Annotated in this window: 18 protein-coding genes; 4 read left to right on the top strand and 14 right to left on the bottom strand. The window is 71.5% G+C overall.

The genetic code is table 11. The features are described from left to right. Positions 1-56: 56 nt before the first annotated feature. Both ACFPZI_RS02520 and ACFPZI_RS02515 read right to left on the bottom strand, forming a co-directional pair. Complete coding sequence (locus ACFPZI_RS02520; RefSeq protein ID WP_381357601.1) at positions 57-2,303, bottom strand: MMPL family transporter; 2,247 nt, start codon at positions 2,301-2,303, stop codon at positions 57-59. A gap of 205 nt (positions 2,304-2,508) precedes the next feature. Further along, positions 2,509-3,105, bottom strand: a complete 597-nt coding sequence (locus tag ACFPZI_RS02515) for a TetR/AcrR family transcriptional regulator (RefSeq protein WP_381357598.1) — start codon at positions 3,103-3,105, stop codon at positions 2,509-2,511. Between the two features lie 259 nt (positions 3,106-3,364). On the opposite strand from ACFPZI_RS02515, the gene ACFPZI_RS02510 reads away from it, so the two are divergent. Continuing rightward, positions 3,365-6,931, top strand: coding sequence for a S41 family peptidase (locus ACFPZI_RS02510; RefSeq protein WP_381357548.1), 3,567 nt, complete (start codon positions 3,365-3,367; stop codon positions 6,929-6,931). A gap of 49 nt (positions 6,932-6,980) precedes the next feature. On the opposite strand, the gene ACFPZI_RS02505 is transcribed toward ACFPZI_RS02510, so the two are convergent. The 3 genes from ACFPZI_RS02505 to ACFPZI_RS02495 form a co-directional block, all read right to left on the bottom strand. After that, positions 6,981-7,283 (bottom strand): hypothetical protein, encoded by a 303-nt coding sequence (locus ACFPZI_RS02505; RefSeq protein ID WP_381357545.1) that lies wholly within the window; start codon positions 7,281-7,283, stop codon positions 6,981-6,983. 75 nt (positions 7,284-7,358) lie between these two features. After that, on the bottom strand, positions 7,359-8,243 hold the full coding sequence (locus tag ACFPZI_RS02500; RefSeq protein WP_381357543.1) for an SDR family oxidoreductase: 885 nt from the start codon (positions 8,241-8,243) through the stop codon (positions 7,359-7,361). Further along, positions 8,240-9,775 carry a flavin-containing monooxygenase gene (locus ACFPZI_RS02495; protein ID WP_381357540.1) on the bottom strand — a complete coding sequence of 512 codons (1,536 nt, stop codon included), beginning with the start codon at positions 9,773-9,775 and terminating at the stop codon, positions 8,240-8,242. Before ACFPZI_RS02495 ends, ACFPZI_RS02500 begins: the two co-directional genes overlap by 4 nt. Positions 9,776-9,959: 184 nt before the next feature. Between ACFPZI_RS02495 and ACFPZI_RS02490 the strand changes: the two genes are divergently transcribed. Further along, positions 9,960-10,580 carry a MerR family transcriptional regulator gene (locus tag ACFPZI_RS02490; RefSeq protein ID WP_381357596.1) on the top strand — a complete coding sequence of 207 codons (621 nt, stop codon included), beginning with the start codon at positions 9,960-9,962 and terminating at the stop codon, positions 10,578-10,580. A 6-nt stretch (positions 10,581-10,586) separates the two neighbouring features. Here ACFPZI_RS02490 and ACFPZI_RS02485 read toward each other — a convergent pair whose 3' ends face one another. Next, positions 10,587-11,390, bottom strand: coding sequence for an exodeoxyribonuclease III (locus ACFPZI_RS02485; RefSeq protein ID WP_381357538.1), 804 nt, complete (start codon positions 11,388-11,390; stop codon positions 10,587-10,589). Between the two features lie 80 nt (positions 11,391-11,470). Here ACFPZI_RS02485 and ACFPZI_RS02480 point away from each other — a divergent pair, with 80 nt between their 5' ends. Then, a complete protein-coding gene (locus tag ACFPZI_RS02480; RefSeq protein WP_381357535.1) occupies positions 11,471-11,947 on the top strand; it encodes a GNAT family N-acetyltransferase in 477 nt (158 codons plus the stop codon). A 17-nt stretch (positions 11,948-11,964) separates the two neighbouring features. Here the strand turns inward: ACFPZI_RS02480 and ACFPZI_RS02475 are convergent, their stop codons facing one another. The 8 genes from ACFPZI_RS02475 to ACFPZI_RS02440 all read right to left on the bottom strand — a co-directional run bounded on the left by ACFPZI_RS02475 (position 11,965) and on the right by ACFPZI_RS02440 (position 23,941). Further along, a complete protein-coding gene (locus ACFPZI_RS02475; RefSeq protein ID WP_381357532.1) occupies positions 11,965-14,157 on the bottom strand; it encodes a DEAD/DEAH box helicase in 2,193 nt (730 codons plus the stop codon). After that, entirely contained in the window at positions 14,154-15,494 is a 1,341-nt protein-coding gene (brxD, locus tag ACFPZI_RS02470) for a BREX system ATP-binding protein BrxD (RefSeq protein WP_381357529.1), read from the bottom strand. Before brxD ends, ACFPZI_RS02475 begins: the two co-directional genes overlap by 4 nt. Then, positions 15,491-18,247 carry a BREX-2 system phosphatase PglZ gene (gene pglZ / locus ACFPZI_RS02465; RefSeq protein ID WP_381357527.1) on the bottom strand — a complete coding sequence of 919 codons (2,757 nt, stop codon included), beginning with the start codon at positions 18,245-18,247 and terminating at the stop codon, positions 15,491-15,493. Before pglZ ends, brxD begins: the two co-directional genes overlap by 4 nt. After that, complete coding sequence (locus tag ACFPZI_RS02460; protein WP_381357524.1) at positions 18,244-22,209, bottom strand: BREX-2 system ATPase PglY family protein; 3,966 nt, start codon at positions 22,207-22,209, stop codon at positions 18,244-18,246. The genes pglZ and ACFPZI_RS02460 overlap by 4 nt, the downstream gene beginning before the upstream one ends. A 218-nt stretch (positions 22,210-22,427) precedes the next feature. Next, positions 22,428-22,754 (bottom strand): hypothetical protein, encoded by a 327-nt coding sequence (locus ACFPZI_RS02455; RefSeq protein WP_381357521.1) that lies wholly within the window; start codon positions 22,752-22,754, stop codon positions 22,428-22,430. Beyond that, positions 22,751-23,098, bottom strand: coding sequence for a hypothetical protein (locus ACFPZI_RS02450; protein ID WP_381357519.1), 348 nt, complete (start codon positions 23,096-23,098; stop codon positions 22,751-22,753). The genes ACFPZI_RS02455 and ACFPZI_RS02450 overlap by 4 nt, the downstream gene beginning before the upstream one ends. A gap of 124 nt (positions 23,099-23,222) precedes the next feature. Further along, positions 23,223-23,594: a hypothetical protein gene (locus ACFPZI_RS02445; RefSeq protein ID WP_381357517.1), complete on the bottom strand. Its 372-nt coding sequence runs from the start codon at positions 23,592-23,594 to the stop codon at positions 23,223-23,225. Then, entirely contained in the window at positions 23,594-23,941 is a 348-nt protein-coding gene (locus ACFPZI_RS02440) for a hypothetical protein (protein WP_381357514.1), read from the bottom strand. Before ACFPZI_RS02440 ends, ACFPZI_RS02445 begins: the two co-directional genes overlap by 1 nt. A gap of 158 nt (positions 23,942-24,099) precedes the next feature. Between ACFPZI_RS02440 and ACFPZI_RS02435 the strand changes: the two genes are divergently transcribed. Further along, positions 24,100-24,396, top strand: coding sequence for a GntR family transcriptional regulator (locus ACFPZI_RS02435; protein WP_381357512.1), 297 nt, complete (start codon positions 24,100-24,102; stop codon positions 24,394-24,396). The last annotated feature ends 25 nt before the right edge of the window (positions 24,397-24,421 follow it).

Here is a 24,421-nt window from a genome sequence, read left to right as displayed (position 1 = left end):
GGGCTCCCCGTCCCCACGGGGCCCTCACCGGCTGGTTCTGCGGTGTGGTGCGACTGTCAGACGCGGACCAGGTCCCGGTCGTCGTCCGGACTGCCGCCCTTCTTCGCCGCGTGGGCGTCGGTACGCAGGCCCTCGCCCTCGACGTCCACGTTGGGCAGGACGCGGTCCAGCCACTTCGGGAGCCACCAGGCCTTCTTGCCCAGCAGAGCCAGTACCGCCGGCACGATCGCCATGCGGACGACGAACGCGTCGAAGAAGACGGCGATGGCGAGGCCGAAGCCGATCATCTTGACCATCGACTCGCTGGAGCCGATGAAGCCGGCGAAGACCGCCATCATGATCACCGCGGCCGCGCTCACCACCCGGGCGCCGTGCCGGAAGCCGGTCACCACGGCCTCGTCCGGCTTCTCGCCGTGGACGTAGGCCTCCCGCATCCGGGTCACGAGGAACACCTCGTAGTCCATGGCCAGTCCGAAGACCACGCCGACCATGAAGATCGGCATCATCGACATGACCGGGCCGGTCTCCTCCACTCCCATCAGGCCGGACAGCCAGCCCCACTGGAAGACCGCGACCACGGCGCCCAGCGCGGCCATCACCGAGAGGAGGAATCCGAGGGCCGCCTTGAGCGGGACCAGGATCGACCGGAAGACCACGATCAGCAGCAGGAACGCCAGCCCGACGACCAGGGTCAGGTACGGGACGAGCGCGTCGTTGAGCTTCTGCGACACGTCGATGTTCATCGCCGTGGCACCGGTGACCAGGACCTCCGCGCCACTGTCGGCCTTGACGTCCACCCCGGCGTCCCGGATGTCGTGGACCAGGTCCTCGGTCGCCACGGACGAGGGCTTGGAGTCCGGGACGACGGTGATCGTCGCCGTGTCACCGGCCTTGTTGGGTGCCGCGGGGCTCACCGAGACGACGTCGTCGAGCGCCTTGATGTCGTCGCCGGTCTGCCGGAAGACGGCGTCCGGGTCGTCGCTGCCCTTGGCGTCGACCACGACGACGAGCGGGCCGTTGAACCCGGGGCCGAAGCCTTCGGAGAGCAGGTCGTAGGCGCGGCGCTGAGTGGTGGACGTCGGCTGCGAGCCGTCGTCGGGCAGGCCCAGTTCCAGGGAGGACGCCGGGATGGCCGCCGCGCCGAGGCCGACGACGCCGAGCAGGAGAACGGCCACGGGACGCCGTACGACGAAGCGCGCCCAGCGGGTGCCCATGTTCGGGCGCTGCGCCTTCTCCTTCTCCTGCGCCGCCCCGTTCTCCTCGTCCTCGCGCCCGCGCCGCTTACCCTTCTCGCCGGCCGCGCGGACCCTGCGGCCCGCGTACCCGAGCAGCGCCGGGACCATGGTGAGGGCGATCAGGACGGCGATGGCGACCGTGCCGGCGGCGGCGATGCCCATCTTGGTGAGCATCGGGATGTTGACGACCGACAGGCCGACGAGGGCGATGACGACCGTGAGGCCGGCGAAGACGACGGCGGAGCCCGCGGTGCCGACGGCGCGCCCCGCCGCGTCCTCGCGTTCCCGGCCCTCGGCCAGTTCGGCGCGGTAGCGGGAGACGATGAACAGCGCGTAGTCGATGCCGACGGCGAGGCCGATCATCGTGGCCAGGATGGACGTGGTGGAGCCGAGTTCGAGCGTCGAGGCCAGCGCGGTGATGCTCGCGACGCCGATGCCGACCCCGATGAGCGCGGTGAGCAGGGGCAGACCGGCCGCGACCAGCGAGCCGAAGGTGATGACCAGGACGACCGCGGCGACACCGATACCGATGATCTCGGTGGCACCGGTCTCCGGGACGGTCTGGAGCGCGTCACCGCCGATCTCCACGGTCAGGCCGGCGTCGCGGGCCCCGTCGGCGGCGGCCTCGAGGGACTCGCGCGAGGATTCCTCCAGCTCCATGCCGGAGACCTGGTAGCTCACCGAGGCGTAGGCGACGGTGCCGTCCTTGCTGACGCCTCCGCCCTTGTACGGGTCGGTGACGCGGACGACCTCGGAGCCGTCGGAGAGTTCCTCGACGGTGTCCTGGACGATCGCCTTGTTGCCGGCGTCGGTCATCTTCTCGCCGGTGGGCGCCTTGAAGACGACACGCGCGGTCGCTCCGTCGGCACTGGCACCAGGGAATCGTTCCTCCAGCACGTCGAAGGCCTTCTGGGCCTCGGTACCGGGGATGGAGAACGAGGTGTTGCCCGCGACGGGTGCGCCGGTCGCGCCGACGCCCGCGAGCGCCAGCAGCGCCACCCAGAACAGGGCTACGAAGTGCCGTCGCCTGAAGGCGAAACGGCCGAGTCGGTAGAGCAAAGTGGCCACGAGGGAGTACTCCCGGTCAGGTCGTGGATTCTTCAGGGCAGGGGAGACCAGCCCGACGACGATGGGGGTACCGCCCATGCCCTTGAGGCAATGGGGGAGGTGGCATCCGTCAGGTGGGGTGGTGGGAATGGCGGTGCTGAGGGGAATGGTGGTGCTGAGGTGGAGGTGGTGCGGGTGGTGATCGCCGACCGCTGGGTTGCGCCGGTCAGCGAGGGGACACGCCGAGGGCGGGGAGCACCACGGCGTCGATGTACGAGGTGAGGAACTCCCGCGTGGGCGGCCGGTCGTCGATCAGCGCCCGTGTGGCGAACGCGCCGACGAGCATGTGCACCATGTAGTCCAACGCCGGGTTGTCCGCCGGGACCTCGCCGCGCTCGACCGCGCGCCGGACGATCCCCTGGAACTCCGCGACCTCGGGCTCCACGAGCAGAGCCTTGAACGCCTGCCGCAGGTCGTCGTTCATGTGCACTGCCATGGCGAGCGCCCGCATCAGGGCGGCGTTCTGCTCCATGACACAGTCGTCCTGGCCGATGAGGCCGTGCAGGTCGCCCCGGAGGGAACCGGTGTCGATGTCACTGATGACACCGGGCTTCTGAGCCCGCATGGCTCTCACCACCAGCTCGGCCTTGCCGCCCCACTGGCGGTAGAGGGTGGCCTTGCTGGACCGGGTGCGGGCGGCCACGGCGTCCATGGTGAGGGCGTCGTACCCGACCTCGCGGAGCAGGTCGAGCACGGCCGCGTACAGCTCGGCCTCGCGCTCGGGGGTGATCCGGCTGCGCCGCACGGTCGCGACCTCGGTCATCCCGCTCACCTTCCCGCTCCTTCGTCCCTGTCAGGGGTACCGCCGCGTCACACGACACGCATCCGTACACATGGTGCCGTACGTCTGCCGTCGCGTACGCGGTTTCGTACGCGACCTCGTGCGCGGATTCGTACAGGACGAATGTACCCGAGACCCTATGAGAACGAAACCGTTTCGTACGTGTGCTGGGTCACGTCCGGAAATCCGTCATGGTTTCGCACGAGTTGCTGTGGTCCGTCCCCCGGAAAAGCATGGAAGGGTGAGCTATCTTCGCCTGCCCCACCTCAACGGTGACCTGCTGTGCTTCGTGGCCGAGGACGACCTCTGGCTCGCCCCGCTCGACGCCCCGGGCGACCGGGCCTGGCGGCTCACCGTCGACCGCGCCAAACTCGGCCACCCCCGCTTCTCCCCCGACGGCCGCCACATCGCGTACACGAGCTGGCGCAGCCTCGCCCCCGAGGTCCATCTGGTTCCGGTGGGCGGCGGCCCCGGACGCCGGCTCACCTACTGGGGCACCTCCGACACCCGGGTCTGCGGCTGGGCTCCCCCGAACGGGGACGTGGACGCCGAGATCCTCGCCGTCGCCTCGCACGGCGAGCCGTTCTCGTACTTCACCTGGGCCTACAAGCTCTCCCGCGACGGCAGTCCGGGCCGCAAACTGCCCTGGGGCCCGGTGACCGACCTCCAGGTCGCCGACATCGGCGGGGAACGGCAGACCCTGCTGCTCACCGGCACCCCACCGCACGAACCGGCCTCCTGGAAGCGGTACCGGGGCGGAGCGACGGGCAGGCTGTGGCTGCACGGACGACGGCTGCTCGGCGGGACGGCGAACGGAACGGGCAGGTCGGACAGGACGGACAGGACGGACAGGACGGACAGGCGGAACGGAACGGACGAGGCCGTCGAGGGGGCCGGCGGCACCGGTGGCATCGACGGGCATCTGCACTCCCCGATGTTCGTCGGCGGCCGGGTCGCCTTCCTCTCCGACCACGAGGGCGTCGGCAACCTGTACTCCGTGGCGTACGACGGCTCCGACCTGCGCCGCCACACCGATCACGGCGCGTTCTACGCCCGCCACGCGTCCAGCGACGGCACCCGGGTCGTCTACCAGTGCGCCGGCGACCTGTGGATCGTCGATGACCTGTCCCCGGGCTCCGTGCCGCGCCGGCTCGACGTCAGGCTGAGCGGGCCGCGCGCGGGGCGGCGACGCTACCAGGTGCCCGCCGCCCACCACCTGAACGGCGTCTCCGTGGACGAGACGGGCCGGGCCAGCGCCGTCGTCGTCCGCGGCAGCCTGTACTGGCTCACCCACCGCGACGGCCCCGCCCGCACCCTCACGGACACCCCGGGCGTACGGGTACGGCTGCCGGAGATGCTCGGCGCGGGCGGCCAAGTGGCGTACGTGACGGACGCCGACGGCGAGGACGCCATCGAGATCGCCTCCCTGCCCCGGGCGAGCGGCCCCCGTCCCGCACGGCGGCTGGCCTCGGGGAAGCTGGGCCGGGTACTGGAGATGGTCGCCGACCCGGACGGCGAACGCCTGGCCGTCGCCTCCCACGACGGCCGCCTGCTACTCGTCGACGCCGGCGAGGCCGACTACGGCCTGGGCGACAACGTGGGCGGGGACGGCAGCGGGGGCGAGGACCCCAGCAGCCCCAGCAGCGAGGGCGAGGACCCCAGCAGCCCCAGCAGCTCCAGCAGCGGGGGCGAGGACCCCAGCAGCCCCGGCAGCGAGGAGGCTTCCGGCGGCGAGGGCCCCGGCATCGCCGACAGCTCCCCCGGACCCGGACCCGGACCCGACAACCGGGTCACCGAGCTGATCCGGTCCATCAACGGCCCCGTGCGCGACCTCGCGTTCTCGCCCGACGGCGGGTGGCTCACCTGGTCGCATCCCGGCATCGGGCGGTCGCTGCGGCAGATCAAACTGGCCCGGATGAAGGACCGGCTGGTCATCGACGTCACCAACGGCCGCTTCGAGGACGAGAATCCGGTCTTCACCCGGGACGGCCGCTACCTGGCCTTCCTGTCCTGGCGCGGCTTCGACCCGGTGTACGACGTGCACACCGGCGACCTGTCCTTCCCGCTGGGGTGCCGCCCGTACCTGGTGCCGCTGTCGTCGGCGACCCCCTCCCCCTTCGCCCTCAGCCCCGAGGGCCGGCCGGCCGCCGGGGGCCTGGACCCGGTGGAGGCCGACGACACCGAGGACATCGGCGACAGCGGCACGGTGACCGTCGAGACCGAGGGCCTGGAGAACAGGGTCACCCCCTTCCCGGTCGCCGCCTCCAAGTACTCGGCGCTGCACCCGGTCGCGGGCGGCGGGCTGGTCTGGCTGCGCTGGCCGATCTCGGGCGCGCTCGGCGAGACCTTCGCCAACCCGGACGACACCAGCGGCCGGCCGACGCTGGAGCACTTCAACATCAGCAGGGCGAAGAAGTCCGAACTCGTCGAGCACCTCGACTTCTTCGCGGTCAGCGGCGACGGCACCCGGCTGGTCGTCGCGGACGAGGGCGAGCCGCGCGCGGTGCCCGCGACCGAGCCGGGCGACAGCGACTCCACCGTGTGGATCGACGTCCGCCGCATCCTGCACGAGGCCGACCCGGGGGCCGAGTGGCGGCAGGCGTACGAGGAGGCCGGGCGGCTGATCCGGTCCTACTTCTGGGAACCCGGCATGTGCGGCATCGACTGGGACGCGGTGCTCGCCCAGTACCGCCCGCTGGTCGAACGGGTCTCCTCCCCCGACGAGTTCGCGGACCTGCTGCGCGAACTCCTCGGCGAACTCGGCACCTCCCACGCCTACGTCACCGCCGCCCGCCGCAACGAGGGCCCGCCGCACTACCAGCGCCGCCAGGGCTTCCTCGGCGCCAACCTCGTGCCCCGCGAGCACGGTTGGACGGTCCGGCGGATCCTCCCCGGCGATTCCTCGGACTCCCGGGCCCGCTCCCCGCTGGCCGGCACCGGCATCCGCGAGGGCGCCGTCCTCAGCCATGTCGACGGCCGCCCGGTGGACCCGGTCACCGGCCCCTACCCGCTGCTCGCGGGGGCGGGCGGTACGACGGTGGAGCTGACGTTCACCCCGGCCGAGGGCGCGGGCCCGCCCCGCAGGGTCGCCGTGGTCCCGCTGATCGACGAGCGCCCGCTGCGCTACCAGGACTGGGTGGCCAAACGGCGTGTCGTGGTGCGGGAGTTGAGCGGCGGCCGATGCGGCTATCTGCACATCCCCGACATGGGCGGCTCGGGCTGGGCCCAGTTCAACCGCGACCTGCGCATGGAGGTGTCCCGTCCGGCCCTGATCGTGGACGTGCGCGGCAACGCCGGCGGCCACATCAGCGAACTCGTCGTGGAGACACTGACCCGCACCATCCTCGGCTGGGACCTCACCCGCGACGCCCAGCCCGTGTCGTACGCGGCCAACGCCCCGCGCGGGCCGGTGGTGGCCCTCGCGGACGAGGCGACCAGCTCCGACGGCGACATGATCACGGCCGCGTTCAAGCTGCTGAGGCTGGGGCCGGTGGTCGGGCAGCGCACCTGGGGCGGGGTGGTCGGCATGACCGGCCGGCACCGGCTGGGGGACGGCACGGTGATCACGGTGCCGATGAACGCGGCCTGGTTCGACGCGTACGGCTGGTCGGTGGAGAACAAGGGCGTCGCCCCCGACCTGGAAGCACTGCGCACCCCGCTGGACTGGGCGGAGGGCCGGTACGCCGTACTGGACGACGCGGTCCGACTGGCCCTGGAACTCCTGGAGTCCGAGCCCCCGGCCACGCCCCCGACCTACAGCGACGTCCCCGACCGCTCCCGCCCGAAGCTGCCGCCGAGGGCGACATGAGAGGGGGCGCCTCCGGTGGAGGCGCCCCCTCCCGCTTCAGTACGCGACGTCAGGCGTCGTAGTCCTGGTGTCGGCGTTCCTCGGACTCCTGCTGCCGCCGGCCCTGTGGGTTGTCCGAGTCCTCCTCACGGCCGCGGCCGCGCTTCTGGCCCTGCTCCCTGGCCTCGCCCATCTTCTGCTTGGCCTGGCCCTGTTCCCTGGCCTCGCCCATCTTCTGCTTGGCCTGGCCCTGTTCCCTGGCCTCGCCCATCTTCTGCTTGGCCTGGCCCTGTTCCCTGGCCTCGCCCATCTTCTGCTTGGCCTGGCCCTGCATCTGCTCGGCCTTGTCCTGGAACTTGTCCTTCATACCCATGTGGGTTCACTCCCGTGGGGGTGTGGGGCTGTTGCTCGACCAGATTCACACGGGCGATTACCCCTCGCATGTCGATCAGTTACGCAGCGTGGTCCGGTGCTGTTCATCGGCGTTGCCGCCGGCTCCGACCAGTCCCGTCCGCATGCCGGTGAGCCGGTCCGCGAACCGCCGCACCTCCCGCTGCCCGACGGTTCCGATCATGCCGGGGAGGTAACCGCGTACGCTCTGCATGCCGCGCAGCCACCACTGCCCGTACACGTGGGCGGAGCGCCGCTCGATGCCGGCCACCAGCCGGTCCACGGCGGGACCCAGCGGGTACGTCTTGTTCGTCGGCCACGGCAGCCGCTGCCGCAGCTCCCGCATCGCGTCCTCCTGGTCGGCCCCGCGCACCATGTCGGTGTCGGTCCACGACAGATAGCCGACGCCGACCCGCACACCCAGGTGCCCGACCTCGGCCCGCAGGCTGTGCGCGTACGCCTCCACACCGGACTTGGACGCGCAGTACGCGGTCATCATCGGGGCCGGGGTGATCGCGGCGAGCGAGGCGATCTGGAGCAGGTAACCGCGGCTCTCGGTCAGCAGCGGCAGGAACGCGCGGGCGGTGACCGCCGATCCGATCAGGTTGACCTCGATGACGCGCCGCCAGGACTGCGGGTCGGAGTCGGCGAACGGACCGCCGTTCGCCACACCGGCGTTGGCGACCACGATGTCGACCCGCCCGAACCGCTCCTTCACCTCCGCCGCGACGAGGGTCATCGCCTCGTGGTCGGTGACGTCGGCGTGCCAGTGGTCGCTCTCGCTGTGCAGCCGCGCCGACACCTGCTTGAGCGCGTCCGGCTCCAGCCCGACCAGTGCCACCTTCACCCCGCGCGCGGAGAGCTTACGGGCGAGCAACTCCCCCACCCCACGGGCCGCTCCGGTGACGACGGCGACCTGCCCTTCGAGACGGCCCCTGCTCATGCGACCACCTCGGCGTTCTCGTGGGGCGCGGCGGTCTTCTCCGCGGGTGCGCGCAGGACGGCGTACTCGGACATGTCCACGCGCCGGGTCGCGCGCCGGAACTCGCCGGTGGTGCCCGGCCAGACGGTGGTGTTGCGGCCGTCCGCGTCCAGGTACCAGCTGGTGCAGCCACCGGTGTTCCACACCGTGCGCTTCATCCGCTCCTGCACCCGGTGGCTCCAGACGCGGACGGCGCTCCTGCGGGCGTCGAGGGCGACCCGGCCGCCGAGGACGTCGAGTTGGCGGAGGTAGTCGGCCAGGTAGTTCAGCTGGGACTCGATCATGAGGATCATGGAGGAGTTCCCGAGGCCGGTGTTGGGCCCGATGAGCGTCATGAAGTTGGGGAACCCGGCCGCCGAGGCACCGCGCAGTGCCTCCATCCCGCCCGTCCAGGTCTCGGCGAGGGTCTTCCCCTCCGCGCCGACGACCCGCTCGGCGATGGGCATGTCGGTCACGTGGAACCCGGTCCCGAACACGATGGCGTCGACCTCGGCCTCGGTCCCGTCGGCCGCCACGACCGTCGACCCCCGGACCTCGCTCAGGCCGCCGTCGACGACCTCCACGTTGGGCTGCGCGAGCGCCGGATAGTACGTGCTGGACAGCAGGATGCGTTTGCAGCCGATGCGGTAGTCGGGGGTGAGCCGGGCGCGCAGGGCCGGGTCCTTGATGGCGCGGGCCATGTTGCGCTTGGCCAGCTGCTCCACGAAGCCCAGCTCGCCCGGGTGCTTGGTGAACGCCTGGACCTGCAACTCCCTTACACCCCACAGCAGTCCGCGGCGCAGCTGGGTGGTGAAGGGCAGCGCCCGGTGCACGGCCCGCTCGGCGCCGCCGATGGCCCGGTCGAGGCGGGGCAGGACCCAGGGCGGGGTGCGCTGGAAGAGCGTGAGCCGGGAGACGAGCGGCTGAATGGACGGCACGATCTGGATCGCCGACGCTCCCGTGCCGACCATGGCGACCCGCTTGCCGCGCAGGTCGTAGTCGTGGTCCCAGCGTGCGGAGTGGAAGACCTTGCCGGGGAAGGTGTCGAGCCCCGGGATGTCGGGGGTCCTCGGATCGGACAGCGGCCCGGTGGCGGAGACGACCACGTCCGCGCTGAGGCTGCCGCTGCTGGTCTCGATGTCCCAGCGCAGCCGCTCCGTGTCCCACACCATCCGCTTCACCTCCGAGTCGAAGCGGATGTGCGAGCGCAGCCCGAAGACGTCGGTGACGTGCTCGAGGTAGGCGCGGATGTGCTCCTGCCCGGAGAAGGAGCGCGGCCACTCGGGGTGGGGCGCGAAGGAGAACGAGTACAGATGGGACGGCACGTCGCACGCGCACCCCGGATAACTGTTGTCCCGCCAGGTGCCTCCGACGCTGCCGGCCCGCTCCAGGACGACGAAGTCGGTGACCCCCTCGCGCCTCAGCCGCACGGCGGCCCCCAGCCCGCCGAACCCGGACCCCACCACCGCGACCCGTACGTGCTCGTGCTCGTGTTCGTGTTCGTGTTCGGCCATCCCGAAGCCTCCAGCCCTTGCGCACCGCCGAGAACCTTGCCAGTGACCACTGGCGCAATGGGGAGAGTAGGGCAGTCGCCTACTGATGGGTAGGGGGCACACAAGGAAAGTTACCGTCGGTACGCCCTAGGCTGCTGCCGTGGCAGAGGAAGCAGGACCCAGGGGCGAGCGGCGCGAGTACCGCATGGCGGAGCTGGCCCGGCTGGCCGGCATCACGGTGCGCACGCTGCGCTTCTACCGCGAACGCAAGCTGATACCGCCACCCCGCCGCGAGGGCCGCATAGCCTGGTACGACGACCACCACCTGGCCCGGCTGAACACCATCACGGCGCTGCTGGAACGCGGCCACACCCTGAACGGCATAGCGGAACTGGCCGAGGCCTTCGACCACGGCCGCGATGTCGGGGAGCTCCTCGGCGTGGACACCCCCACCGAGGAAATCCCCGTCCGCCTCACCCCTGAGGAACTCGCCGACCACTTCGCCGGCGAGGTCACCGCGGAGAACCTCGCCGCCGCGATGGACCTCGGCTACCTCGGCACGGACGGCGGGGAGATCGTCCACATCAGCCGCCGCCTGCTGGACGTCTCGTCCGCCCTGGTCCGCGAGGGCATCCCGCTCGCGGAGGTGCTGCGCGCGGGCCGGGAGGTCCGCACCCACACCGAGGCCATGGCCGACTTCTTCGCCGAACTGATCCTGCGCCACGCTCCCGAGGAGGCCGTGCACCGCCTGCGCCCCCTGGCCCGCAGCGTGGTCGACGCGGAACTCTCCCTGGCGCTGGACCGCCGACTGCACAAACGGGGCTGAGGGCCGCTAGCGGTCGTAGACCACCGTCACCGGCGCGTGGTCCGACCAGCGCTCCGCATGGGTGGCGGCCCGCTCGACGTACGCCTCGACCGCACGGGCGGCGAGCCCGGGGGACGTCACGTGGTAGTCGATCCTCCACCCTGCGTCGTTGTCGAAAGCCCGCCCCCGGTACGACCACCACGTGTACGGGCCGTCGACCTCAGGGTGCAGCGCCCGTACGACATCCACGTAACCGCCGTCGGCCGGGTCGAGGACCCGCCCCAGCCACTCCCGCTCCTCGGGCAGGAACCCGGAGTTCTTGGTGTTGCCGCGCCAGTTCTTCAGGTCGGCCTGCTCGTGCGCGATGTTCCAGTCCCCGCACACCACGACCTCGCGGCCGTCGGCGGCGGCCCGCTCCCGCAGGCCCTTCAGATACGCGAGGAACTCCCCCATGAAGCGGATCTTCTCGTCCTGCCGCTCGGTACCGACCTCGCCGGAGGGCAGGTAGAGCGAGGCGACGGTGACCCCGGGCAGATCCACCTCCACGTACCGCCCGCTGCCGTCGAACTCGGCCGACCCGAACCCGACCTGGACGCGATCGGGTTCACGCCGGGTGTACAGCGAAACCCCGGCACGCCCCTTCGCCGCAGCAGGCGCATGCACCACATGCCACCCCTCGGGCTCCCGGACGTGCTCGGGCAGCTGCTGCGGCTCCGCGCGCACCTCCTGCAGGCATACCGCGTCGGCGGAGGTCCGGTCGAGCCACTCCGCGAAGCCCTTCTTGGCGGCGGCGCGCAGTCCGTTGACGTTGACGGAGGTCACAGTGAGCATCCGGGCACGATACCGGCACACTGGACGGGGTCCGAAAAACGGATCCCTCACCCTTACCGGATTGATATACTTTACTGCGCATGAATATTCGCCACGTCTCCTACGACCACCCCGACGCCGTCAAGCTGAACGACGAGGTCCAAGCCGAGTACGACGTCCGCTACGGCGACGGCGGCGACTCCACCCCCATGGACCCCGCGGACTTCCGGCCGCCGAACGGCGTCTACCTGATCGCCTACGACGAGCACGACACCCCCGTCGCCTCCGGCGGCTGGCGCGTCCAGAACTCCAACGGCCAGGGAAACCTCGACGGCGACGCCGAGCTGAAGCGGATGTACGTGATCGAGCAGATGCGCGGCCGGGGACTGGCCCGCCGCATGCTGGCCGCCCTGGAGGACGACGCCCGCGCGGCCGGCCGCCTGCGCATGGTCCTGGAAACGGGCACCGAGCAGCCGGAAGCCATCGCCCTGTACACCTCCAGCGGCTACGAGCCCTGCGAGAAGTTCGGCTACTACCGCTTCCACGAGAACAGCCGTTGCTATGCGAAGGCGCTGTAGCAGCGGGACATCGACTGCTAGGCGCCGGTGAGCGTGACGAACCGGACCGGCTCCGCGAGGACCTTGCCGGCGCCCTCCTCGTCCGCACCTCGCGCGGCGAGAGTCGCTTCGGCGAGTCGCGGCGGCAGTGCTTCGCCGAACTTCAGGCCGCGTACGGCGTGCTCGTCGACCTCGGGCAGGCACAGGCCCGTGCGGCTGTCCGCGCGGGCGGCCTTCCAGCCTTCCGCGGTGAGATCGTCGCGGAGGCGGAGCCACTCGCCGTTGACGCGCCGGTGCGGGACTACGACCGAGGGCAGCGAGCCGGCCAGCGTGGCGTTGGCCCGGTGTCCGGCCCAGGTCCACCAGCGGACATCGCCGTCGGAATGCCGGGTGATCAGGCTGCCGCCGGGGTGGACGGTGTGCAGGTGCCTGTCGCGGGCCTCGGTGAGCCCAGTGGTCGCTCGGGGCGTCAGACGCACGGGCGGGTCCTCACCGAGCAGGACGTCGCGGGCGGCACGGGCAAGGGCGTAGGACCGGACGCGCTCGGCGGCGAAGCCGCTCCACCGTGCCCGTCCGCCCTCGTCAGCCGGTTCCACGAAGCAGCGTCTGCGGCTCCAGTCGATGTACGTCACCAGCCAGTTGCGTCCCGCGAGCAGCAGCTTGCGTGGTCCCTCGATGTGCTCGGTGAGCAGGTCGGGGTCGGTGCGGCCGATCTCGGTGCGGCCGTTGAACACCGTGAACTCCGGTGGAGCCGTGAAGACCGCCGTCAGGTTCATGAAGTGGCGGTATCCGTAGCGGCGTTCCGCCTCGGGGCCGATGAAGAGCAGTCCGCCGTCCTCGTCCAGGTACCCCTGTTCCACCAGGTGGCGTACGACGGGCGCCGCGCCGGGCCCGAAGGGGCCCATGCCGTTCCACCACTCCTGCCACAGGTTCTCGCCGACCCGCTGTTCCTGGAGGCAGAGCGCCAGCAGTTGCTGGGCGACCAGGTGGCGGGGTTCCGGCGGTGCGACGACCGGCTCCACCCATCCGCGGGACCACTGGAGCAGGAGCGCCGCCGCGGAGAGCAGCCCTTCACCGGTGAGGGCGAGGAAGAGGCAGTTGCGTGTCGTGCCGGGACGTCGGCCGGTGCGGCCGAGGCGTTGCAGGAACGAGGCGACGGTGGAGGGCGCGTCGAGCTGGATGACGCGGTCCAGGTCTCCCACGTCGATGCCGAGTTCCAGGGTGCTGGTGGAGACGATCACGCAGTCCCGTTCCTCAGCGAACGCCGCCTCGGCGCGTCGCCGCTCGTCGACCGCGAGCGAGGCGTGGGACAGGAAGGTGGTGACGCCCTTGGCACGCAGTTGTTCGCCGAGTTCCTCGACCGTGCGGCGGCTTTCGCAGAAGACGAGGCGCTTCTCACCCCGGTGCAGGGCTGCGATCACCGTCGCGGCGTTCGTAACCGAACCGACGTAGTCGAGTTCGATGTCCCCGGACGGCGATGAGGTGGACAGCGCCGGACCGGGGCCGGGCCGGCCGGCCGGATGAGGGGCCACGACGCGAGCGGGCCGCCGCCCCTGTCCCGAGCCCTGAAGCCAGGTCAGCAGCTCGTGCGGGTTGCCGATGGTGGCCGACAGACCGACCCGCTGGAGTGGGCGCCCGATGACACGGCTCAGCCGCTCCAGCACGGCCAGCAGATGCCAGCCGCGGTCGTCGCCCGCGAAGGCGTGCACCTCGTCGACGACGACGGTGTGCAGTCCCGAGAAGAAGGCACGGTGGTCGACATGCGTGCTCACCAGCATGGACTCCAGGGATTCCGGCGTGGTGAGGAGGACGTCGGGGCGCTGGGCGAGGATGCGGCGGCGGCGTGGCGTGGTGACGTCGCCGTGCCACAGCTCGGCGGTACGGCCCAGCCACTCCGTGTAGGTCCGCAGCCTCGGGTGCAGGTTGTTGAGCAGGGCCTTGAGCGGACAGATGTACAGGACGCTGGTGCCCTTCCAGCCGTGCCGGCCCATCCGGGTCAGGAGCGGGAACATGGCGGCTTCCGTCTTGCCGCCGGCCGTGGGCGCGAGGAGCAGTGCGTCCTCCCCGCCCAGGAGCGGTTCGATCGCCGCCTCCTGCAGGGGGCGCAGGGAACGCCACCCCAGGGCGTTGACGATGTGGTGGCCGAGGACGGGGTCGAGAAGGTCGAACACGTCGTCCGTGCCGCCCGACCCCTCCCTGCCCGGCAGCCCTCCGGCACCGGTTTCGCTCATGACAGGTCCAGCGCGATGTCCGCGGCGCTCGTGGCCGCGTTCCGCTCGGTCTCCGTGAGTTCCGCGGTGTTCACAGTCAGCGCGTAATGGACGCGCGGGTCGAAGTCGGCGAACTCGTCCACCCGGTCGAGGACGTCGGCGACGAGCTTGCGCAGGTACAGCCGGGGCGCGATGCCGACCTTGCCGCCGAGGGAGCCGGTGACCGCGCGCGCCAGCTCGTCGAGGTAGGTGTCGTCGGCCCGCTCGGTGAGCCGTTCGGGGTGGCGGGCGGCCCCCGCGTACAGGTCCCGCACCGTGCGCCCCAGCTCGCCGAGCGACGTCAGGTCGAATCCGGGCAGGCGCAGCTGTACGGCACGCGGGGAGTCGAACCGCGGGTCGGTGGTGAAGTCGGTGGCCAGGCGCTGGGCGAGCGGTGCCAGGCGTTGCACGCCCTGCTGCCCGTCGTAGAAGGCGGGCGTGCCGGTGATGACGAGGAACAGTCCCGGGAACCGGCCCGCGTCGATTTCGTCGAGGAGCTGGCGCAGCGCGTTGAGGGACTTCTCCCGTACGTCGCTCCGTACCCGCTGGAGGGTCTCGACCTCGTCGAGGACGAGGAGCAGTCCGGGGTGGCCGCAGTCCCGCAGCACGGTGAGCAGTCCCTGGAGGAAGCCGAGGGCGGCGAAGTGGTCGAGGTCGCCCCGCACGCCCGCGGCGCGTTTGGCGGACGCGGCGACGGACCGCTGCCCGCCGAGCCAGGCGATCAGCGCCTCCGCGCCCGCCCCGTCCCCGGCCGCCACGGCCCGTCGGTAGCCGCGCAGGGCCGCGGAGAAGGCCGGTGTGGTGCGGGCGACGTCGGCGAGCCGGCGTTCCAGCAGTGCGTCGACCGCCTCGGTCAGCGCGGCTTCGTCGTCCTCGGCGATCTCATCGCCGTCGAGGACCTCTTCCTCCAGCGCGTAGAACCAGGAGTCGATCACGGCCCGGAGCGCGGAGGGCGGGTGCGTGGCGGTGGTGAGGCGTTCGCCGAGTCGGCGGTAGACCGTCTCCAGCCGGTGCAGGGGGGTCTCGGTCTCGGAGATCTGCACCTCGCTCACGGCGAGGCCGTGCCGTTTGGCCCGTTCGGCGAGCCAGCGTGCGAAGAACGTCTTGCCGGAGCCGTACTCGCCGCGCAGCGCGTGGAAGGCGGAGCCGCCGCGGGCGACGGTGGCGAGGTCGTCGTCGAGGGCGGCCTCGAAGCGTTCCAGGCCGACGGCGAACAGGCCGAGGCCGGCCTGGGGCACGGTGCCGCGCCGCAGGGCGTCGATCACGTCGCGTCTGCGGGCGAGGCTGATGTCCGTTCCGGGTGCGGGCCTGCCGCTCATGCCGGGTCTCCCAGGAACTGCTGGGCGAGCAGCGCCTTGTCGAGCTGGACGGTGCGTCCGGACTCGACGAGCTGGAGGACGGGGTAGCCGTCGATGTTGAGGAGGCGTTCCAGTACCGTGGCGAACCGCTCGGGGTTGCGCTGCGACTTCCCGGTGGCCGCCTGTGCCGCGGCCGCCACCGCGCCGGGCGACAGCTTTCCGCCCGCCGTGAGCAGTGCGTCGATGACGGCGGCGACCGCCGTGTCCGCCGGGGCGAGCCGCACGAACTCGCGCTGCGCCTTGTACGGGGCCGACTGCACGGTCCGTTCCCCGTGCGTCCCCTGGCCGGGCACCATGAAGATGCCCTCGTCCTGCGGCTCCCGCTTCTGCTTCTGCTTCTGCCCACGCGTGGGGCCTGCGACGGTCCCGGGGGCGGACAGGGGTCCGGGGTCGGCGGGCACGTTCTCGTCCCCGCCGTGCCACCAGCCGGGTGCGATGCCCTCGACGGGCAGCAGTGTCCAGCCGCTGGGGATCTGGTCGGCGGACGGTACGAGGGTGATCACGGGGACGGTGACCTCGGCGAGGGAGGCGCCACCGTGGTACCCGGCCTGCCGGGCCGTGTAGCGCAGGTCCTCGCGCCAGGGCAGGACGGCCCGGCCGCCGGGGGTTCGCACCCGCGGCCCCTCCACCGCGATCTCGCCGTCGCCCGGGGTGCCGGTGCGCCACCGGGCGCCTCCGGCTCCGTCGGCCGGGGGCGGCTGCTGTCCGCGGGGGGTGCGGTCGAGGACGTGGCCGTGGTCGGAGACGAGCATGACGGGCCGGCCGTAGTCGCGGGCGGCGTTGAGCAGGTCGGGGAGCCTGGCGATGTCGGCCGGCGACCAGCGTCCGCGGGCGCTTTCCCGGCCGTCGGCCAGCGCGTCGTCGATGGTGTTGACGACGACCGCGACGATGTCGTCGGCGGCCAGTGCCTGGAGCAGTTCCGGGGCCAGCCGGTGACCGGGAGGTCCTTCGAATCCGCCCTTGTGGAAGAGGTGCGCGCCTCGGTGGCGTTTCTTCCAGAACGTGCCGAATCCCGCGCGTTCCTTGTCCTGTCCGCCCTCGGTCGGCTGTCCGCAGAGCAGGGAGGTCCTGCTGGTCCGGGTGACGGACGGCAGCATCGACACCGCCGCCTGACGGGCCGCCCGGTCCCCTTCCCGGGGCTTCGGCACCACTTCGGTCCACACGCGCCGGTCGAGTTCTCCGGCGAGCTGGACGGCGACGTCCGCGCTCATGCCGTCCAGGACCAGGATCAGCGGCCGTCCGCCGTCACGGGCGAGCGGTGCCGCCGCCTGGGCGAGGACGTCCTCGATGAGCAGGGCGCCGCCGGGTGCCTGTTGGCAGGCGGTCTCCGTCCACCGGGCGAGCCGGTGGGCGAATGCCTCGTCGAGCCGGGTGCGGCGGGCGCGTACGGCTCCTATCAGCCGCTGGTAGGCGTCCGCGACGGCCGGGTCCCGGGAGGTCTCTCCTTCGGCGAGGACGCCCACGGCCAGGTCGGCCCAGCCGGAGGAGGCCAGGTGGGTGCGCACGCCCTGGGCGACCGACTCCACCTCGGGCAGGGGCGCCCGCATCCAGCGCACGAGCCGGACGGCGGTACGCGCCCTCTCCGTGGACTCGGCGTACAGCCCGCTGAGCTGGTGTCCGGTCAGCTCGCGGAGCGCGGCTTCGGCGGGTGCGGCGGGTCCGTCGAGGAGGGTGCCCAGGGTGCGCAGCCGTGCCCGGTATCCGGAGGGGAGCAGCCGGTCGGTGCCGATCAGCGGGCTGAGCCGGGCGTCCGCGGCGAGCCGGTCGGCACGGTCGAGGACGTCGAGGACGCGGTCGCGGGCTTCGGTGCGCTGCGTTCCGCTGCCTTCGGCCTGGGCGATCCACCGGCTGAGAACGCCGGTGGCGGCGTTGGCGAAGGGCTGCAGGGCGTCGAAGGAGTCCAGTGCCGAGCCGAAGAGGGTGCCGAGGGCGAACCCGGCCGCTTCGGCCGCCGTGGAGGACAGCGCGGCCGAGGCGAGGGCCCCCAGCGGCAGCGCGTCGGTGCCCCGCCCGTCGGCGGCGAGGGCCAGCAGGGTGGGTGCGGCGAAGCCGACGGTCAGGGCGAGCCATGCGCCGATGCCGTCGCGCTCGGCCGCGGGCAGTGCGGCGAAGCGTGCCGGACCGGCCGGGTTCCGGGACCAGGTGAACAGGGTGTCGGCGTCGAGGTCGAGGGTGTCGGCGGTGGTGTCACCGAGTCCGAGACGCACGGCGATCAGTGCCCGCACCGCGCGGTCGCGGGTCAGGACGGCACCGGCGCGCGGCCAGCCGTCGACCGGTTCGGCTTCCAGCAGGGCGTCGAGCAGCCAGCGCTCGCCGGCCATGCGGGTGTCGAGGTCGGCGACGCCGAAGAGCTGCTTGACGATGTCTGCGCGGTCGACGGCCAGGGGGTGGTGGCGCAACGCGTGGGCCCTGAGGTCCCAGCCGAGCTGGTCGGCGGGGACCTGCCCGGTGACGACGAGGACGTCGTTGCCGTCCGGTTTCGCCTCGGCGCGGTGGCGTCGCCAGGCGTCGGTGATGCCGAGCACCGAGTCCTGGTCGCTCACGCGGACCCAGTAGGTCCGGCCGTCGACGCGCAGGCCGAACTCCGCCTCCTGGCCGCGGGCCTCGTACGCGGCGTCGACCAGCACGAGCCGCCGGTCCGGCGCCTTCGGCAGTTCGGCCTGCAGCAGGACCTCGATCGCACGCCGGCCGACGACGGGACGCGTAGTCGTCAACGAGTACCTCCGGTATCGGTGCCGCCGGTCTCCCGGCCGGTGCGGTCCATGCCGTCGGCCGTCCGCCAGATGATCTCCACCTCGGCGTCCGGGTGCCCCGCGCGGAACTCCTCGATCTCCTGCCGTACGGCGGCCAGTTCGGTCAGCAGCGTCTCGAGGCCGCTGGTCCCGGCGCCGATGACCCGGCGGACACCGCTGGTGGACGCACCGGCCGACGTGGAGCCTTTGCCCTCCGTCGCTCCGGGTGCCGAGTCGTCCGGCTCCCCGTCGGTGGGGCGCGGAGGGACGGACTGCGAGGGCACTGCCGGTTTCCCGTGCTGGGTCAGGGACACCTGCTCGGGCCCCGGGGCGGGCGGCTCCGGGACCAGGGGGGCGGTCCGTTCCACCTTCAGCGCCGCGTCGACGACGGCCATCGCCGTCTCCCGTACGCCGTCCAGCACCGGCACCAGCGACCGGTCGTACTCCGAGGCCCGGCCGGCCTCGGTGAGCTGGGCGAGGAGCCGGCTCGCCCGGTCGCCGACGCTGTCGTCGCGGCCGGTCAGCTCGCGGACGCTCTTCAGCAGCCGCCAGTCGGTGCCGTCCAGGGCGGTCAGGACAGCCGCGGAGGACTCCATGGCGTGCGCCAGTTCCCGTGCGGGCGTCTCGTAGGAGAGGCCGGCGAGTTCCTCGATCAGTGCGGTGGCGTCGGTGGCGTGCCGGCCGAGCCGGGCGAGCAGTGCGGCGGCCTCACGCAGGATCACCGTGCGCGGGGCCGGGTCGGGCCCGTCGAGCCCGAGCAGGGTGGCATGCCGGTCCAGGGTGGCGCGTACGGCGGCCACGTCGTCCTCGAGCTTCCCGGCCCGGGTACGGACCTCGTCCGCGAGTTTGTTGACGTGGCGCGCGTACGGGTTCGGCTTGGAGGGGACGCCGAACAGGCGGGCCGCCTGGTCCCGGGCGGTCTCGTACACGTCCTTGTCGGGCAGCGGCTGGGCGCGCAGGGACCAGCCGGGCCCGATCGCCGTCAGGTCGGGCGCGGTGCTCTCGGGCTTCTCGTAACGTTCCCAGGCGCGGTCGTCCAGCAGGGCGTACACCGCGATGAGGAGGTTCTCGACCTGCCGGTCCAGGCCGGTGTAGCCGAGGTCCTTGGCGATCCAGCGGCGGATGTCCTCGACGCCCAGCAGTTCCCGCTCGCCGTGCTTGGCGGCGGCCTGGTTGATGCGGGTGCGCCAGTCCGCGCGCAGCACGAGCGGGCCCTCGTGGACGGTGCCGATCTCCAGGGGCTCCACGATGCGCTTGACCGTGAAGAGATCGTTCCTGTTGTCGATCTCCACGCGGCCTTCCTCGTCCATCGCCCGCGTGATCCACTCCAGTGTGGTCCGCAGTTCTCCGGCGGTGACGGCCTTGCGCTGCCCGGTGCGGTCGGGCCCGAAGTCGGGGTGCTTGTCGTAGAGCGCGCCGAAGACGCCGTCGGCGAGGTGGAGCACGTTGTCGGCGAACGTCTTGCCGCCCGTGGGCTCGGGCCGCGGAAACTCGGGCAGCAGCGAGAGCACGTGCCGGCCGCCCACCACTTCGGCGCCCTTGGTGTCCTCCCTGGGCTGGGAGATGCCGTACACCTCGCCGAGGGAGTCCACCAGGATGGTGGTGAGGTTGTCGCGGCCCCTCTCCAGCTGCCGCCGGATCTTGGCGCGGTCGTCGGGGGCGTAGTTGCGGGTGAACTCGTCGAGCCGGTTGCGTTCCAGCAGGAAGTTGATCCGCATCAGCTGACCGAGCTGGGCCTTGCGCTGCTCGGAGAAGAAGTCGGCCAGCCAGACGAGGGTGGGTTCCTCGACGTCCTTGTCCGAGAGTTCCTTGACCCGCTGGTAGTCGTACGACGGGGTGCGGTCGTTGTCCTCGTCGAACGGGTAGTCGACGACGAAGCGGATGTTGCCGGTGGTCGCCGGGCCGAACTGTTCGTCGGACAGCTTCCGGGATTCACAGACGTTGCCGAAGACGAACTCCACGGTGCGCCTGGTCCCGCGCCAGACGATGTCCTTCTGATCGATGATTTCGTCCTGCTTGCCCTGCTTGACGCCGAAGAGCTCCCAGAGCCGGTCGCGCACCCATACCCGGCGCACCCCGTCCTTGTCCTCGCCGGCCACGGCGCCGAGCAGCGGCTCGATGTCCAGGTCGGACAGCTGCAGCGAGAACACGGGGTCGGTGTCGCCCTCGGTGCGCACCTCGGTGATGAACTCGCCCTGCAGGGCGGCCATCCGCTCGACGACCTTGTCGCCCACGGGCACGGTCCGCGAGTGCACGGACCCGTGGTTGAGGGCGGCGAGCCGTCCGCCGGTGAGCCTGCGCAGCGCGGGCACCTCCGGGGCCAGGGCGGCGAGGAGCAGCGTCTTGACGAAGCGGTCGTCCGCGAGGAAGTCGGGATGGTCCGCGCGGCCGTACTTCTTCAGCAGGTGCTGGCGGGCCTTGGTGTGGAACTTCTTCGCCCCGTCCGCCTCGTGCGCGAGCTGGTCGGTGAAGGCGGCTCCCGTGTCGTCGACGAGGACGTCCCACAGGTCGCCGAGCGGGATGAGCCGGCCGAGCGGGGCGTCGGCGTTCCGCTCCAGCAGCTGCTGGACGAGTTTCAGGCCGCTGCGCTCACGCTGGAGCGCGCCGGAGAGCGCGACGAGGACGTTCAGCAGGGCGGGCGAGAGCGGGTAGACGGCGCGGAAGTCGTCCCAGTCGGCGTGCGTGACGCCCTTGCCGTCCAGCAGGACGTCCTTGACCTGCTGGTTCGACCGGTCGATGCCCCGGAAGGCGGCCTCGAGCACCTCTTCCTGGCCCGGCCTGGGCTTGAGTACCCGCTCCTTGATGATCTCCGGGAGGTTGCGGTCCTCCAGGTTGATGACCGTGAAGCGCTCCTTGAGGTACTCCAGCGCCTGCTCCATGTTCTGCACGTCGGAGCCGAGGATGTCCTTGCCGACGAGCTGGGACAGGTCGCGCTGGCGGGAGATGAAGGAGACGATCGGCACCGGCCGGTCGGGGTTGTCCGACTCGATCAGCTTGACTAGCTTCTGGATCTCCTCGTTGACCCAGGTACGGTCCCGCATCCGGGCCTGGAGCCAGAGGATCAGCTCGTCGAGGAACAGCACCACGCCGTCGTAGCCGAGGCCGCGGGCGTGCTTGCTGATCTCGCTGAGTCCGTCGTCGAGCGACAGGAACCCCTCCGCGCCACCGGCGTACGACTTCATGGGCCCGTTGACGAGGGCGGACACCAGCCGCTCGCGGCCCTTGTCACCGGCGGGCGCGGCGAACGCGGCGTCGAGGTCGGTGCCGGTCCACGCCGTGGCGGCGGCCCCGGCACCGAGGGGCGCGAGGCCGCCTCCGGCGGCGGGTCCGGACCCGGATCCGATGGGGGCCAGACCGTCTCCCGCCGCGGGGGCGGTGATCGCGGTGTCCAGGAGCCGGATGAACGCCTCGTCGCGGATGGACTCACGCAGGGCGCGGGCGTCGGCCAGCAGCGCGTCCGACTTGTGCACGGTCGGCACGGGCACGTCCGGGTGCAGCGACCGTACGGTCTTGACGTAGCCGCCGAGCAGCGCCGACTCCAGGTTGACGGCGCCGATCAGGTGGTAGGGCACCATCAGGAAGTTCCGGCCGCCGAGCCATTCGCGGTGCTCCGCGACCACCTCGCGCAGCCGGGGCTTGGCCTGGACGGACGGCTCGCCGTTCAGCACGGCGTGCAGCACGGTCAGGAAGTGGCTCTTACCGGAACCGAACGATCCGTGCAGGTAGGCGGCGTAGGAGCTGTTCTTCCGCACGGCGCCGCGGATCAGCCGCAGCGCCTTGTCGAACTCCTTCGCCAGTTGCTCGGTGACGACGTAGTCCGCCACGGAGCCGGCCGAGTCGTCGCCGAACCCACGGGACAACTCGATCTTGAAGTCACCGGCGTGGGCGTCCTCCCTGATGTCGAGAACGTCCTTCAGTACGACATTTCCGCCGCCCCTGGCCATCAGCCGCCCCTGCTTCCCACAACGTCCCGCCCGGCCGCCACCCGGCCGGCTGCCCGGCGGGGCCCAACGGTCACCCGGGCCCCGCACACACCCCGCCCATCCTGCCAGCTCGGCGGGACGGGACGGGTGGGGTTGGCATGTGCGGGGCCACGAGCGATGCCCGGGGGCCGGTCGTCACCTGACGCGATTGATTTCAGACCGTCGCCTGTGACCGTCGGTCATTGCCAGAAGACCTCTTCCACGATGATCTGGGGGTCCTCGGTGCGCGGTACGAAGGTGTAACGCAGCCAGCCGTGCCCGTGGTCGAAGTGGAAGATACGAGAACCCTTCGGAAGATCGGACCGCGCCGGCAGGACCTTCATACCTGCGGGAAGGTCCGCATCCGCCTCGATTCCCCGGTAGTAGGGATCCTTCGCCGTGACCAGCTCGGCCCGCGCGGCGTCGACGGTCTTCCGTACCTGCTCGGGCAGGGCGTCACGGGCAGCCTGAGCCTTGAGCGTCCAGTCCATCTGCCATGGCGGCCCCATGAACCCGTCGTCGGTCACAGGCCGGGCTCCAGTCGCTGTGCCTCGTATCGGATGTGGGAGGCCTCTTCGAGAAGCGCCTTCGCCTCGGCAAGGTCGGTGGCCTCTGCCGCACGATGATGCAGATCAGCCATGTGCGCGTCGAGCTTCGGATCCCGGGCAACCGCGTACTCACCCCACCAACGGGCCATGAACGCGGGCACTGTACTGATGTCGTACGTGTCCGCGACGGCCCACTTCCAGTGGTCGTCGAAGTCCGGAAGAAGCTGGGGGGCGTGCTGGGCGATGGCAGCACGCAGTGCCTTCGGGTTCCGCTCGGGCATGGGCGGAACGACCGGCGTGGGTTCTGGGGCGTGTGCGGTCATGACCGGACGTACTCCTTTTTGCTCCTTCGGCGCACCGGGCCTACGACGATAGTCCGTCTCGTCGGGCCGGATGACCCGTTCGTCCCCGAGGCCCGGACGCCGGGCCAGGTACCCGGCGCGGGGCTCATGAGCACGCTCCCGAGTCGCGGTCACCGGTCTCGTTGCCGGTCTCATGGTCGGTGGCGTCCTCCACGTCGTCGGCATCGACGTCGGCCGCGGGCAGGCGTCGGCCGCGGGACTCCGCCACCCGCAGCGCGTCGGCGAGGCACTCGGCCAGCCTGATCGCGGTGTAGCGGACCTCGACGTTCGGGGTCAGCGGGTCGTCCAGCATCCGGCGGGCGGCGCGGAGGACGTCCAGCCCGTCCGCGAGCTGCCGGGCCTCCGTCGCGTCGGCGAACCGGGACACGATCCCGCCGTCCTCACCGGGAACGAGAAAGCAGGGCTTGCCCTCCGCCGACAGCCAGGGCAGCAGCCGGAGCGCGGTGAGCGAGTTCATCACGCGGCCACCCTCCGCGCGCCGACGGTGTGCTGGGCGAGGTCGAGGTCGATCCCGAAGCCGGCGGCGAGCACGACGATCCGGCGCCGGTTCCGCCGAAGCGCCTGCTCCTGCTCATGGGCGGCGAGGTAGGGACGGACGAGGCGGGAGGCGGCGCCGTCGAGGGGAAGGTGACGGCAGTACGGGGAGTGGAGGAGGGGGAGGTGGGGTGCGGGGGCGGTGAGGTGCGGGGTGAGGTGCGGGGGGCGCTGGGCGCGGTGGCGGGGGACGCCGGCGCGGTGGGCTCCGGTGCCGGGGCCGAAGAGAAGGCTCAGCCAATGGGCGATGCGGTGGATAAGGTCTTGCATGTCGACGCTCCTGTTAAGCGTTGGCCGTGCCCCGGGAGGTCTAGCCACCTCGCCGGGGTCTTTGCATTGCTGAAACTACACCGATATGCAGCCCTCTGCATACAAGTACAGAGGGATCTACTCGAACGCGCAGATCAGGGCACGCCTACGTTGGACATATGAGCGATACACAGCACCCGACAGCTCTGGACCCGATGAGCGCGAGACCGCTCTACGTTCAACTGGCCGACGTCATCGCGAAGAGGATCGAGTCGGGGGAACTGGCGCCTGACAGACCCATCCCGTCGGAGAACCATCTCGCCGACGAGTACGGAGTGGCACGACTCACCGCTCGTCGGACCGCACAGGAACTCCGCGAACGAGGACTCATCGTCACTGTGCGCGGCAAGGGCTCTTTCGTGGTGGAGCAGCCGCCAACCAGCGCGCCCGCAGACGAGGACGGGACCGCCGACTGACGCTCCCGTCCTGATGCGCTGTATC

Origin of the sequence: Streptomyces chlorus (assembly GCF_042655885.1) — a bacterium.
Taxonomy (GTDB): domain Bacteria; phylum Actinomycetota; class Actinomycetes; order Streptomycetales; family Streptomycetaceae; genus Streptomyces; species Streptomyces chlorus.
This window is presented reverse-complemented; position numbering and strand designations above follow the sequence as displayed.

Bases quoted from the DNA above. Each gene is read 5' to 3' on its own strand.
- ACFPZI_RS02445 (WP_381357517.1), bottom strand. From the start codon at position 23,594: ATGAACTCGCTCACCGCGCTCCGGCTGCTGCCCTGGCTGTCGGCGGAG.
- ACFPZI_RS02500 (WP_381357543.1), bottom strand. From the start codon at position 8,243: ATGAGCAGGGGCCGTCTCGAAGGGCAGGTCGCCGTCGTCACCGGAGCG.
- ACFPZI_RS02440 (WP_381357514.1), bottom strand. From the start codon at position 23,941: ATGCAAGACCTTATCCACCGCATCGCCCATTGGCTGAGCCTTCTCTTC.
- ACFPZI_RS02490 (WP_381357596.1), top strand. From the start codon at position 9,960: ATGGCGGAGCTGGCCCGGCTGGCCGGCATCACGGTGCGCACGCTGCGC.
- brxD (WP_381357529.1), bottom strand. From the start codon at position 15,494: ATGAGCGGCAGGCCCGCACCCGGAACGGACATCAGCCTCGCCCGCAGA.
- ACFPZI_RS02505 (WP_381357545.1), bottom strand. From the start codon at position 7,283: ATGGGTATGAAGGACAAGTTCCAGGACAAGGCCGAGCAGATGCAGGGC.
- ACFPZI_RS02495 (WP_381357540.1), bottom strand. From the start codon at position 9,775: ATGGCCGAACACGAACACGAACACGAGCACGAGCACGTACGGGTCGCG.
- ACFPZI_RS02485 (WP_381357538.1), bottom strand. From the start codon at position 11,390: ATGCTCACTGTGACCTCCGTCAACGTCAACGGACTGCGCGCCGCCGCC.
- ACFPZI_RS02515 (WP_381357598.1), bottom strand. From the start codon at position 3,105: ATGACCGAGGTCGCGACCGTGCGGCGCAGCCGGATCACCCCCGAGCGC.
- ACFPZI_RS02435 (WP_381357512.1), top strand. From the start codon at position 24,100: ATGAGCGATACACAGCACCCGACAGCTCTGGACCCGATGAGCGCGAGA.
- ACFPZI_RS02480 (WP_381357535.1), top strand. From the start codon at position 11,471: ATGAATATTCGCCACGTCTCCTACGACCACCCCGACGCCGTCAAGCTG.
- ACFPZI_RS02475 (WP_381357532.1), bottom strand. From the start codon at position 14,157: ATGAGCGAAACCGGTGCCGGAGGGCTGCCGGGCAGGGAGGGGTCGGGC.
- ACFPZI_RS02450 (WP_381357519.1), bottom strand. From the start codon at position 23,098: ATGACCGCACACGCCCCAGAACCCACGCCGGTCGTTCCGCCCATGCCC.
- ACFPZI_RS02460 (WP_381357524.1), bottom strand. From the start codon at position 22,209: ATGGCCAGGGGCGGCGGAAATGTCGTACTGAAGGACGTTCTCGACATC.